At 46.5% G+C, this 13225-nt stretch carries 7 protein-coding genes; 5 read left to right on the top strand and 2 right to left on the bottom strand.

Annotated features, from left to right (window positions below):
- Positions 1-96 precede the first annotated feature (96 nt).
- The gene (locus tag LL912_RS04955; protein ID WP_235552449.1) at positions 97-3018 is read left to right on the top strand and encodes a discoidin domain-containing protein; all 2922 of its coding nucleotides are present in this window, start codon (positions 97-99) and stop codon (positions 3016-3018) included.
- Positions 3008-4330, top strand: coding sequence for an L-fucose:H+ symporter permease (fucP, locus tag LL912_RS04950; protein ID WP_319941326.1), 1323 nt, complete (start codon positions 3008-3010; stop codon positions 4328-4330). The genes LL912_RS04955 and fucP overlap by 11 nt, the downstream gene beginning before the upstream one ends.
- Before the next feature lie 48 nt (positions 4331-4378).
- Here fucP and LL912_RS04945 read toward each other — a convergent pair whose 3' ends face one another.
- The gene (locus LL912_RS04945) at positions 4379-5146 is read right to left on the bottom strand and encodes a response regulator transcription factor (RefSeq protein WP_235552447.1); all 768 of its coding nucleotides are present in this window, start codon (positions 5144-5146) and stop codon (positions 4379-4381) included.
- Positions 5147-5152: 6 nt separating this feature from the next.
- On the bottom strand, positions 5153-8281 hold the full coding sequence (locus LL912_RS04940; RefSeq protein ID WP_235552446.1) for a ligand-binding sensor domain-containing protein: 3129 nt from the start codon (positions 8279-8281) through the stop codon (positions 5153-5155).
- Between the two features lie 185 nt (positions 8282-8466).
- On the opposite strand from LL912_RS04940, the gene LL912_RS04935 reads away from it, so the two are divergent.
- From LL912_RS04935 to LL912_RS04925, 3 genes are all read left to right on the top strand, one after another.
- Positions 8467-9045 (top strand): RNA polymerase sigma-70 factor, encoded by a 579-nt coding sequence (locus LL912_RS04935; protein WP_235552445.1) that lies wholly within the window; start codon positions 8467-8469, stop codon positions 9043-9045.
- A gap of 2 nt (positions 9046-9047) precedes the next feature.
- Positions 9048-11327, top strand: a complete 2280-nt coding sequence (locus LL912_RS04930; protein WP_235552444.1) for a GH92 family glycosyl hydrolase — start codon at positions 9048-9050, stop codon at positions 11325-11327.
- A gap of 367 nt (positions 11328-11694) precedes the next feature.
- Complete coding sequence (locus tag LL912_RS04925) at positions 11695-13218, top strand: glycoside hydrolase family 43 protein (RefSeq protein WP_235552443.1); 1524 nt, start codon at positions 11695-11697, stop codon at positions 13216-13218.
- The last annotated feature ends 7 nt before the right edge of the window (positions 13219-13225 follow it).

Genomic DNA, 13225 nt, shown 5'->3' with positions numbered 1-13225 from the left:
AGCTGTTGTTTATTTAGTACCCTTTACCAACATTTTCCTCTATAACGGTTGGGGTAAATATTTGTTGGGGTGACTATTATGCAAACCTGGATAAGGATGTTAAGAATTGTACTCATATTTTGTTGCGTTTTTATTGCAGGAAATGTAGCCGCCCAGCGGGTAATTTCCTTAAACAGTAGTGCCGGTACCGGCTCTTGGAAGCTGCGGTCACAGGACGAAGTTGGCCGGGACAGTATTAAGATCTTCTCTGAAAACTACCCTGCTGAGAACTGGATAAAGGCCGTAGTGCCTGGTACGGTCTTTACCTCTTATGTAGAAGCCGGAATAGAAAAGGATCCCAACTTTGGCGACAATATTTACCAGGTAGACAAGCATAAATATAACCGGAATTTTTGGTACCGCGCGGTATTCAATACTCCGTCTTTCTCCAACAGTGAAAATGTATGGCTGAATTTTGAGGGTATTAACCGGAAAGGAGAGCTGTTTTTGAATGGTTACCGTCTGGGGATGCTGGACGGATTTATGCAGCGTGGTCATTTTAATATAACCCGCCTGCTGAACCGGAGTGGGAAGAATGTGCTGGCCGTGCTGGTGGCTTATCCACCAACACCCATCCCTAATTATCAGAGCCCGACCTATATTTCAAGCGATGGATGGGACTGGATGCCTTCTGTGCCCGGCTTGCTATCCGGTATCACTGACGATGTGTTTTTATCAGTGACCGGCGGCGTTACGATCGAGGATCCCTGGATAAGAACCCGGGTGCCGGCGGCCGACCGGGGCGTGGTGTCCATATCCTCCGGTCTTCGTAATGGCAGCGAAAAGGACATCAGCGGGCAGTGTATTATAAATATCCAGCCCGGCAATATTGAGCTGCACCGGAACTTTAAAATTGCCGCCGGAAAGGAAGTGGAAGCATCTTTTGATACGGCTACATATAAGCAATTGGTGGTTAAGAACCCAAAACTGTGGTGGCCCAACGGCTATGGCGCCCCTCATTTATACACCTGTTCCATTAAGTACGTTGCGAATGGTGCTGTGTTGGATAGCCGGGAAATAAAATTCGGGATCAGGGAATATGCGTATGATACAACAGGAAGCGTACTTCATTTGTATATTAACGGTAAAAGGGTTTTTGTTAAGGGAGGCAACTGGGGCATGAGCGAATATCTGTTGCGCTGCCGGGGCGAAGAATATGGCCTGAAGGTAAAGCTGCACAGAGAAATGAACATGAACATGATCCGCAACTGGATCGGTTCCGTGACCGACGAAGAATTTTATGATGCCTGCGATAAGTACGGCATCATGGTTTGGGATGATTTCTGGCTGAACTCACACCCCAATCTGCCGGAAGATGTTTTTGCATTTAACAGGAACGCTGTGGAAAAGATCAGGCGCCTGCGCAACCATGCAAGCATTGCCGTTTGGTGCGGTGATAATGAGGGTTATCCGCTACCTCCGTTAAACGGCTGGCTGCGCGAGAATGTGAACGCCTATGACAAAGGAGACCGCTGGTATCAGGCCAATTCGCACAGCGACGCTTTGACCGGAAGCGGCCCCTGGACCAATTTTCAGCCGGATTGGTATTTTACGAAATATCCCGGAGGCTTTGGAGGTAATAGCGGGTGGGGATTTCGCACGGAGATCGGGACCGCTGTTTTCACCACATTTGAGAGCTTTAAAAAATTCATGCCTCAAAAAGACTGGTGGCCGCGCAATGATATGTGGGATAAACATTTTTTTGGAAAGTCTGCAGCCAACGGTGGTCCGGACCGGTATGAGAAAAGCATTAATGAAAGTTACGGAACCGCAACGGGTATCGAGGACTTTTGCCGTAAAGCGCAGTTGCTGAATATTGAAACCAATAAAGCATTGTATGAGGGGTGGCAACATCATATGTGGAATGATGCGTCTGGTGTAATGACCTGGATGAGTCAGTCGGCCTACCCGTCTTTTGTATGGCAGACCTATGATTATTACTATGATCTGAACGGTGCTTACTGGGGCGTTAAAAAGGCTTGCGAGCCGGTACACATTCAGTGGAATCCTGCAGACAACGCCGTTAATGTGGTGAATACTTCACCGGCAGATGCACGCAAGGTTACCGCGGTTGCGGAGGTATATAATATGGACGGCCGTCTGCAGCAGAAATATTCAAAAAGTATGAGATCGGATGCACCGTCCAATGCATCCACTTCATTTTTCAATATTCCCTTTACGGTGGACAACCTGGCTTACCGCAAAGCAGTGACCGCATCTTCGTCGCCTGGTGTATTTGAGCCGGCCTTATGCGTTGCAGATAATAATAGGGGAAGCCGATGGTCAAGCGCATACCATGATGATGAGTGGATCTGTATTGACCTGGGCGCGCCAACCGAGATAGCTTCGGTGGTGCTGAACTGGGAAGCCGCTTATGGTAAGGCATACAGGCTGTTGGTGGCTGTAGACACTTCCAGCTGGCAGGAGGTATATAGCACAACAAACGGAAAAGGAGGTTTGGAAACCATTCGTTTTAAACCGGTAACGGCGCGGTATGTAAAAATGCGGGGCGTAAAGCGGGCTACACAATGGGGATACTCTCTATATGAAATGGAAGTATACCGCGCTAAGAAAGTGGCAACGGGTTTATCGGCTGTCCATTTTATTAAACTGCGGTTAACCGATGATGCCGGGAAACTGATCAGTGATAATTTCTACTGGCGGGGCAATAAACCCAATGACTATAAGGATTTAAACAGGTTACCCAAATCGGATCTGGAAATCAGTTCAAAACTTTCCAGGGATAACGGAAGGGCCACGATCAGTGCGGTCATTGGTAACTTGAAAAAGTCCGTAGCTTTTGCAATACGGGTACAGGCATACCGCAAAAGCGACGGCGAGAGGATCCTGCCGGCGATAATGAATAGCAATTACTTTACACTGCTTGGAGGCGAATCAAAGCGGATTACGATCACCTTTGATGAAAAGCTGTTGCCGGACGGGGAATACCTGCTGAAAGCCGAGCCTTATAATAAATAAAGCCTGTTTTAACAACCATAGATCACTCCTGGAAAAAGCAATATACAGACCAATAACAGCTAACACCTCAGCAATAGAAAAAATAAAGTTTACAGAAAAGAAATATATCCCTGTTTTTGTGTTTGTGACGGCTTTGTTTATGTTATGGGGCGTTGCGCATTCCATCAGTGATGTACTGAACAAGCATTTTCAGAATGTGCTGAATATATCAAAGGCACAGTCGGGGCTGATTCAAATGTCGGTATTCGGTGCTTATTTCGTAATGAGTATTCCTGCGGGCTGGTTTATGAAACGTTTTGGATATAAACCGGGCGTTTTGCTTGGACTGATCCTTTTTGCGGGCGGAACGTTTTTATTTGTACCTGCCGCCAATGCGGGGTCCTTTGATTTTTTCAGGATCGCTCTATTTGTACTGGGCTGTGGTATGGCTACTCTGGAAACGGTGGCGCATCCATTTGCCGCGGCATTGGGCGACCAGCGTAGCAGCGACCGGCGTGTTAATTTTGCGCAATCTTTTAATGCGGTGGGCACCATTGTAGGGCCTGCCATCGGTACGGTTCTCCTGCTGGGCAATACCGGCAATAATATGGAGGACAGCCTCAGCCCGGTAAAAATTTTATATATAGACCTGGGGATATTTATTTTGCTTATTGCTGTTGTATTCCTGCTGCTGCGGATGCCTTTGATGTTCGCTGCGCATGCCGGACATACCGGAGCAACGGATGCTGAGAATGTGGATCCGGTTCCGGGGAAAACATTGGTAAAGCACCGGCATTTTGTCTGGGCGGCCATCGCGCAATTTTTTAATGTAGCGGCACAAGCCGGTACCTGGGGCTATTTTATCAACTATGGGCATGATGTAATGGGGTTAAGCGATGAAAAGGCCGGGAGCTTGATGGTGCTGTTTATGGCAATGATGGCGGCCGGGCGCTTTGTGGGTACCTATCTTATGAAATGGATCGCTCCCAACCGGCTGCTGGCTGTTTTTTCGCTGGGAAGCATTCTATCCTGCCTGGTGGTTGCGCAAAAATGGGGTTGGGTATCCTATGGTGCACTGTTTGCGATCAATTTCTTTTTCAGCATCATGTTTCCGACTATTTTCAGCCTGGGTCTTAAAAATCTCGGGAGGCGCACCCAGCAGGCGTCCTCTTTTATTTCGATGGGGGTGGTTGGTGGTTCCGTGATGCCTTATTTTATGGGAAAAATAGCGGATGAAGATGTGGCAGCCGCCTATTATCTGCCTGTGGTTTGTTATGTGATTATTTTTTTATTTACAGCTCTATTTTATAAACCGCGTATACGGGCCAGATGATACGCGTTACCTGGAAATGCGGACACAGGGGGACGGGACTATCTGGCGTTACTTTTTCCCTTTCAGATGCTCCTGTATGTACTCAGAAGGCATCATCCCGAATTGCTTTTCGAAATTTTTGCTGAATATCTTGGGGGAGTTGTAGCCCACACGGTCCGATACTTCATTGATATTGTATCCTTCATTCATTAACGTAGCTGCTTTTTTTAGCCGGGTTAAATTGATCAGGTCGTTTGGTGTAAGATCGGATATCGCATTGATTTTCCGGTAAAAGGTGGTGCGGCTCATATTCATATACCGGGCCAGGCGATCAACATCGAGCTCCGGCTCCTGTAAATGTTCTTCAATAATAAGGTTTACCGATTCTAAAAAACGCTCATCGGCCTTTGTATGGGCAATGGTTTTGAGATGTGCAACAGGAGAGTTGGCAAAATAATTTTTTATCTTGGCCCTGTTTGCCAGCAGGCTGGCGATCTGCATTTTGAGATGTTTGGGAGAGAAGGGCTTTTCAATATATACATCAGCACCCAGCTCAAGCCCCTGGAGCCGGGCCTGCAGCGTGTTCTTTGCAGTGAGCAGTACGCAGGGGAGGTGGCTGAGCTCTACATCTGATTTAATCGTCCGGCATAGCTCAAATCCATCCATTACCGGCATCATTACATCACTCACGATGAGATCTATGATCTCATTGCGAAGCACCGCCAGCGCATCCCTCCCGTTGGTGGTTTTTTTTACTTCGTATTGATCTTCCAGATTGTTTTCAATGAAGTCAAGTATATCCTTGTTGTCCTCTACTAATAATATTACGGGTTTCATAAAAAATCAATTTCCGTTATTGGGATTCACCGGCAGCTCAAGGATAAATACATTTTGCTCCTTTGCCCCGGTATCCAGTACCAGGGTTCCACTGTGCATCTCTGCGAGGGTACGGCTTAGCGTGAGCCCGATTCCGGTGCCGGACTGCGCTGCGGTATCTTTGACCCGGTAAAAACTTTCGAATATTTTTTCCCGGTCGCCTTCCGGTATAACAAAGCCATCATTGGTTACCATCATTCTGTAGCTGTTGTTATGGTTGCTGTATTCCAATGTGGTCATAACGGATGTAGCTGCATATTTTATCGCATTATCGATCAGGTTACCGAATATTTTTATGAGGGCTTCCTCATCGGCACAGGCATAGATCTCTTCATCAGCGGCCAGTGCGAAATGGAGATGATTGCTGTCCGCAATGGGTTTGAACCGTTGATAAATTCCCCGGAGCAGCTCCGAAATATTGATCTGTGCAAAGTTCAGATGAAAACCGTTTAACTCGATCTTTCTGAAATCAAGGATCTGGTTGGCAAGATGCATCAGCCGGTCGGTATTGCGATTCATCAGATCCAGGTTCCGCTGAATGGGGGATGAAGTGCCGATCGCATCCATTATGTTTTCCATCGGACCTTTTATGAGGGTCAGCGGCGTTTTTATCTCGTGAGCCACATTGGTAAAAAAATCAATTTTGTCTTCATAATGTTCTTTTTCTTTTTCAAAGGCCATTTTTTCAAGTCTTCTTTTGTGCCGTTCTTTTGACCGGTTTATAAAGAACATGATCAAAAAATAGGTAAGGGACAATGTGCCCGCAATATAGGCCAGATACGCCTCCCAGGTGAGCCAGAGCGGCGGCAGTATCTCGATGGTTAACCGGGCATAATGAGCCGGCTGCTGCCCGGTATCACTGATGTTTTTTACAATAAAGGTATACTTACCGGGTGAGAGCTCTGTAAAATAAGCCTTCCGGTTTGTAGACAGGACGTTCCAGGTTTTATCCAGCCCCTCCATTTTATAGGCATATTTTATGGTAAGCGGTGAGCTGTAATCCAAAGCAGCAAAATCAATACTAAATGAAGACTGGTTGTATGGCAGCGTGATGCCGGATGTGAATAGAATGGATTGCCGGAGTGGCGACTGTGCATTAATCGGCAGTTCTTTATTATACACCTGAAATCCGGTAATGTACACCGGAGCCGGTAACCGGGTTTCGCGGATGGAATCCGGATGAAAGCTGATCATCCCCTTGATACTTCCAAAGTAGATATTGCCGTTCTGGTCTTTGCAGGCCGACCGGTAGTTGAATTGGTCTGTTAATAACCCGTCCGACTTGGAGAAAACCCTTACCTGATTGGTGGACGGCGTAAACCGGGCCAATCCTCTTGATGTACTGAGCCAGAGATCTTTTTTGTCGTCTTCCACGATGGCGTAAATAACGTTAGCCGGAAGATTTTGCTGGGTGGTGTAAATAGTTAAAGCGCCGGTACGGGAGTTAAGCTTACCCAAACCACCTTCCGTGGCAAACCAGACTGTATGATCGGCCCCGCAAAAAATATAATTGATCGTATTGCTGGCCACGCTTTTATTAGTGCCGGGTGAAAGCAGGTAGTGCTGCGTTTGATTGGTGTTAAGATTGTATTGATAGACCCCATTTCCGTAGGTTCCTGCCCATATATTTCCGGAGCTGTCTTCGCCTAGTGCTCTGAAGAACGTTTGTGGCAATGCCCGAACCGGCTCAAAAGTATTCCCTGATCTGTTAAAGGTGTAAACGCCTTTGTCTGTTCCTGCCATAATAACACCCGTTGAAGTTTTTAATAGGGCATCGGAAAAATTGCTGCCAATGGAAGAGTTAAGCGTATTGTAGTTTCGTATTTTTTCTCCTTTCAGATTTAAAAGATCCAGGCCGTGTAAAAAAGTGCCGGCCCATACAGAGTCCTCACTTACCAGCAAACATTGAACGTTGGAGTAGGTAATGCTTCCTTTTTTTACCGCGGGGTTAAAGTTGATAAAGCGCCCGGTTGCCGGGTCGAACCGGTTAAGACCGGCATCCTCTGTAGCGATCCATAATTTCCCGTTTTTATCGCTTTTCATTTCACCCACGGCGTATCCGCTGATGGAAGGTTCGCTTTTTTTTGGAAAATATTTTTTAAAGATCATTTGCCGGGTGGAGAAGTAGTTGACCCCGCCAAAATAGGTGCTGACCCAGATGCCCCCCTGCCGGTCTTCAAACAGCGATTGTACGATATTGTTAGAAAGTGAATAGGGGTCTTCGTATTGCTTGCTGATATAACTGTACTGATTGCTTTTGAGATCCATGATATAGATACCCGACTGTGTAGCGATCCAGTACTCATCTGTACCGGTGTTCAGGATGTCCATTACGTTGATATCGGTCCTGTCTACATTGTAAGTGAGCAGGTCTTTATAATCCCCGTTCTTTGTGTCGAGTAATTTCAATCCCTCGTTGGAAGTGCCCACCAGAATTTTGCCTGCTCCGGCCTCACAAATAGATTGTATCCGCTGTGAAACCGTATTCCTGGATTTGGTAAAGACATTATACAGGTTGTCGAACCGGTCTGTTGCGGGATTGTATCGTGCTACCTGCCCGGCTGTAGAGGTGATCCAAAGAGCGCCATCCTTAAATAAGGAAAAAGCAGTTACTTCATTGGGAAATGTGTATGTTTTTAATGCTTTTGTCCTGATGTCAAAACAGTAAAGCACATAGAGCGTTATATAGTAAACTTTGTTGTCGACCACTTTAAGCGCCTGTATGGCCCCGTTGCCGGCTTTTGGAAACTGTGTGAATTTTTCGGTAAGCTGATCAAAAACATAAAGCCCTTTTTCGGTGCCCACCCATATATTTTTATACGTATCTTCCGACAAACACATGATCGCATTGCTCCCGATCGTATTCGGATCCAGGGGGCCGTTTCCGAAAACTTTATAGGACAATCCATCAAAGCGATTCAGTCCGTCGCGTGTGCCAAACCACATAAACCCCAGCTTGTCCTGCATCATGCACAGAACGGCATTGTTTGACAATCCATCGTCTACCTGGTAGTGGGTAAAATAAAAGGATTGTGCAATGCCTCCTGTGCTTCTGAAAAGCAGAAAAATAAATATGAGCAGTACCCTTTCTTTCATTATGACGATCACAAAGCTGAGACACAACAAAATAGTTAATTTACCGGACATTTTGGACAAATACCGGCAGGTGGAACAAATACGGAGATATATGAAACAAAAATCACCTTATTTGTGTCAGAAGTTTTTCATTATTGCAGCAGTATTTTTTTTGAAACGATTGTATATCAAAAACAACGATTGCTATGATAAAAGCAGAAACCTACAGTATTTTGACAGATGAAGTGCTTTTTCGCCTGTTTCAGAATGGGGAAACCAGGGCATTTGATGAGCTATACCGCCGGTACTGGGAGCTGTTGGCCTCTGTGGCAGAACGGATGGTGACATCCCGGCAATTAGCGGAAGATATTGTGCAGGAGATTTTTCTCAGTTTGTTCGACCGGCGGCTGCGGATCGAGATCCAGGTGTCTCTAAAAGCCTATCTTATGAAGTCGATGAAATTTAAGATCCTGAATGAGTTTCGTTCGTCCGGAGTACGCAATGCTTACCGGAAGCAGGTGCATACCCACCGCAATATGTTTGCGGGGCATCATTGTCATTATCATTGCGAGCTTAAAGATCTTACGTCCAATATCGAACTATCCATAAGTATGTTGCCGGACAAATGCCGGACCGCTTTCCTGCTCAGCCGTAATGAGGATCTGTCCTATAAAGATATATCCGGCTTTATGGGGATCTCGATCAGCACGGTGGAGAAGCATATCAGCAAAGCCTTACGCCTTTTAAAAAGTAATTTACCGGTTTCGGACTTTTCAATTAATTAGAAATGATTAAAAAGACATTCTTACTGTGCTGCCTGTTCAGTATGGGTATTGCATTAACAGCGCGGCCGCAGCGGCAGCTGGTAGATTATGTGAGCACCCTGCAGGGAACAAATTCCAGCTGGGATTTATCTTATGGCAATGTTTATCCTACTGTTGCATTGCCCTTTCCGGTGCATTCCTGGTCGCCCCAGACCGGTAAGAACGGTGATGGCTGGAAATACACATACAAAGCTAAAACAATACGGGGCTTTCAGCAGGTGCACCAGTGCAGCCCCTGGATGGGGGACTACGGTGTTTTTTCCCTAATGCCGGTTTGGGGTAAACTGGTGGTTAATGAGGAAGCGCGGGCAACCGCCTTCGATCATGGCAATGAAATTGCAAAACCCTCCTATTATAAAGTGAAGTTCGATAACAATGTAGTTACCGAAATTGCGCCCACAGAGCGCGCAGCACATATGCGGTTCTCTTTTCCTAAGGGAGGTGATGCCTATCTGGTCCTGGATGGGTATACCCAATTTTCCTTTGTAAAGATCATCCCGGAAGAAAGGAAACTGATCGGGTATGTAACGAATGGAACCTTCATTCCCAGGAATTTTAAAAATCATTTTGTTATCGAGTTCGATCAGCCATTCGTAAATTATGGCACCTGGAGCAACGAGGGGCGCAGTATCAATGAAAAAGCCTTATCGGATTCCGGCGACAAACGGGGTGCTTTTGTACAATTCCGGCCGGGTACCCGTGTACAGGTAAAGATGTCCTCTTCCTACATCAGCCCGCAACAGGCCGCATTAAACCTTAAGCAGGAACTGGGCGGGTATGCAAAATTTGAAGATACAAAAAAAGCGGCAGATCAGGTATGGAATGAACTGCTGGGAAGGGTGCGGGTTGAAGGCGGTAGTGAGGATGATAAAGCAACCTTTTATTCCTGCGTATTCCGGGCAAATTTATTCAGCCATAAATTTTATGATCTGAAAGAAGACGGTACCCCTTATTATTTTAGTCCTTATGATGATAAAGTTCATGACGGTTATATGTATACCGATAATGGCTTCTGGGATACCTTCAGGGCACAGTTCCCGTTAACCAATATTCTGCACCCGACCATGCAGGGGCGCTATATGCAATCATTACTGGATGCTCAGGAGCAGTACGGCTTTTTTCCTACATGGTCAAATCCTGGTATGTCCGGTGTAATGATCGGTAACCACGCAATATCTTTATTAACTGATGCCTGGGTGAAGGGCATCCGGAGTTTTGATCCGTATAAGGCATTAGCGGCCTATTACCATGAAGCTACCAATAAAGGCCCCTGGGGCGGTTCCAGCGGCAGGGAAGGAAGTTCCTATTGGTTTAGCTTGGGATATATCCCCTATAAGGAGGTTTCTGAAAGCGGCGCTAAATCGCTGGAGTATGCATATGACGATTGGTGTGCGTATCAGCTGGCGAAACTTACCGGCAATAAATTTTATGAGGATATATTTGAAAGGCAAATATATAATTATAAAAATGTATTTGATACAACTGTGGGTTTTGTACGCGGCCGCGATAAGAACGGCAACTGGGTGCCAGCGGACTTTGATCCGGTAGAGTGGGGCGATCCATTCACTGAAGGAAATCCCTGGCAATGGACCTGGTCGGTTTTTCATGATATAAACGGCCTTATTCAGTTAATGGGCGGTGCCGGCCGGTTCAATGCAAAGCTGGACAGCCTCTTTACAGCTCCCAATACCGTAAAGTATGGTTCTTATGGTCATGAGATACATGAAATGAAGGAAATGGTGCTGCAGGGACTTGGTCAGTATGCACATGGTAACGAGCCGGTGCAGCATGCGGCTTATCTTTATAATTATTCAGGGCAGCCGTGGAAATCTCAAAAACAGTTGCGGGAGATCATGCGCAAAATTTATAACGCCACTCCCAGCGGATTTCCGGGTGATGAGGATCAGGGCGAAACCTCCTCCTGGTATGTGCTGAGCGCTTTGGGGTTATACGCTGTTTGCCCGGGCACAGATCAGTATATTATTGGAAGCCCACTTTTTGGCAAGGCTACCATTACACTGGAAAACGGTAAAAAGTTTACAGTACTGGCAAAAAACAACAGCGAGCAAAACGTATACATCAGGGCAGCAAAACTGAACAATAAAGTGTATAGTAAAAACTGGATCCGGTATGCGGATATTGCAAACGGAGGTGTTTTAGAGCTGGAGATGAGCGCAACGCCTAATAAAGAACGGGGAGTGTCAGAAGCAGACCGGCCTTACTCCGTATCCTTTCCGGATTAGTTGTATACCCACAGTGCCCGATAAAGCGTATACGGGAATCGGTTCTGCCGGTTTTGCCTTTTTATACCCTGTGTAAATGCCCTACTCGGTTTGAACTTGTTTATCACATTTATGGTGCACGTGCGCGGCCCGTTTTTTTTTTGAAGATGATGTGCGTTTTAATCAAATGAAGGACAGCCTTAATAATAAGGTTGGGCGCTTATGGACCCGGGAAGGGCAGAAGCTGCTGCGGGGAAAGTGCTGCTTTAAAGGCATATCGGCTTAAGATTACAGTTTGGATCCATTAAATTTGCGGAGCTCAGGAGGCGCGGATGAATGTTGTTTTTATAAGGTATTGCTTTCTGCCCTGGCTTCTAAATTTTATGCTATGCGTGTGACCTGTTTTCTGTTCGTCATTTTTTTTGCTGCCGCCTGCGCGGCTGCCCGTCCTGCGCAGCTGCCCGATCGCCGGTTACCGGCAGCAAAGGACACCATTGATCCCGTTATTCATGGAGATCTTGCCGATCCCTCGGTGATCCGGGTAGGTAATAGCTATTACGCCACCGGCACTTCGTCGGAATGGGCCCCACATTACCCGCTTTTCAAATCCGGAGATCTTGTCCACTGGAAACAGACCGGCTATATTTTCAATAAAACTCCGGACTGGATTTCATCGTCTTTTTGGGCCCCCGAGTTATTGTATAGAAAGGGTATCTATTATGTGTATTATACGGCACGGAAAAAATCGGATGGCATATCCTGTATCGGAGTAGCTACAGCTGAGGATCCGGAAAAAGGCTTCACGGATAGAGGTATAGTAGTGGAGTTTGGCAAAGAAGCCATCGATGCTTTTATGGTGGAGGAAAACGGAGTATGGTATATTACGTTTAAAGCCTATGGACTGGATGACCGGCCAATAGAACTATTGGGGTATCAACTGTCGGATGATGGATTGAAGACCGTTGGCAAGCCCTTTATGCTCATGCGCGATGATGAAAAAAAAGGTATGGAAGGTCAATGCATTGTCCGGCGGAACAATTATTACTACCTGTTTTATTCTGCAGGAGGCTGTTGCGGACTACAATGCAGCTATCATGTAAACGTAGCAAGATCCAGGACGTTAAAGGGCCCCTATACCCGGTTTGAGGAAAATCCTGTAATGGATGCTTTTGACGGCTGGAAATGTACCGGGCATGGTACGATCGTAACGGATAGAAAAGGTGCGGATTATTATCTTTTTCACGCGTACAACAAAACAACAGATGTGCATACAGGCAGGCAGGGAATGCTGGCCCGCGTAAATTGGGACGCTCAGACCGGTTGGCCTTCTTTTCATCCTGTAACGGGCAATCCTGTCAGGAATTTTTCAGACGATTTTTCCGGCATTTCTCTGAATACCGCATGGCAATGGGACTTCAGGCATACACAACCGGTGATCAGGACCGGAAAAGGACGGTTATATTTATCGGGAACGCCCGGCGCGGAAAACAGGTCGGGCACGGCATTGACCATCAGACCTTATTCTGCAAACTATGAGATGACTACGGCTGTTCTCAATCGGAATAGTGCCCTCAAAGGATTAACGGTTTATGCCGATGCAGACCAGGCCTTTGGTATCGGTATAAAAAATGACAGTATCGAGATCTGGTGTGTAAAGGAGAATATCCGCAAAGTCCTGGGCGGTGTTAAAATAAACGGGGCGCTTGTCTGTTATTTTAAAATGACCGTTACGGACGGGCGAAGGACCCGCTTCTACTGGAGCAACGATCAGCGTAGCTGGAATGAGTTGCGCGTTGAAGACGCCGCTATTTCACAATTTTTACCACCCTGGGACAGAAGTTCGAGGCCCGGGCTGTTGCAGCTGGGTGCGGATCCCGCCGTTTTCGGTTTTTTCCGGATCCGGTATTTATAGGTGCAGA

The organism is Niabella agricola (assembly GCF_021538615.1).
Lineage (GTDB): Bacteria > Bacteroidota > Bacteroidia > Chitinophagales > Chitinophagaceae > Niabella > Niabella agricola.
The sequence above is the reverse complement of the archived record's forward strand: the minus strand, read 5'-3'. Positions and strand labels throughout refer to the sequence as shown.

What these genes read in the sequence shown, in the direction of transcription:
- LL912_RS04955 (WP_235552449.1), top strand. Translation starts at nt 97, where the DNA reads ATGTTAAGAATTGTACTCATATTTTGTTGCGTTTTTATTGCAGGAAAT.
- LL912_RS04945 (WP_235552447.1), bottom strand. Translation starts at nt 5,146, where the DNA reads ATGAAACCCGTAATATTATTAGTAGAGGACAACAAGGATATACTTGAC.
- LL912_RS04940 (WP_235552446.1), bottom strand. Translation starts at nt 8,281, where the DNA reads ATGAAAGAAAGGGTACTGCTCATATTTATTTTTCTGCTTTTCAGAAGC.
- LL912_RS04935 (WP_235552445.1), top strand. Translation starts at nt 8,467, where the DNA reads ATGATAAAAGCAGAAACCTACAGTATTTTGACAGATGAAGTGCTTTTT.
- LL912_RS04930 (WP_235552444.1), top strand. Translation starts at nt 9,048, where the DNA reads ATGATTAAAAAGACATTCTTACTGTGCTGCCTGTTCAGTATGGGTATT.
- LL912_RS04925 (WP_235552443.1), top strand. Translation starts at nt 11,695, where the DNA reads ATGCGTGTGACCTGTTTTCTGTTCGTCATTTTTTTTGCTGCCGCCTGC.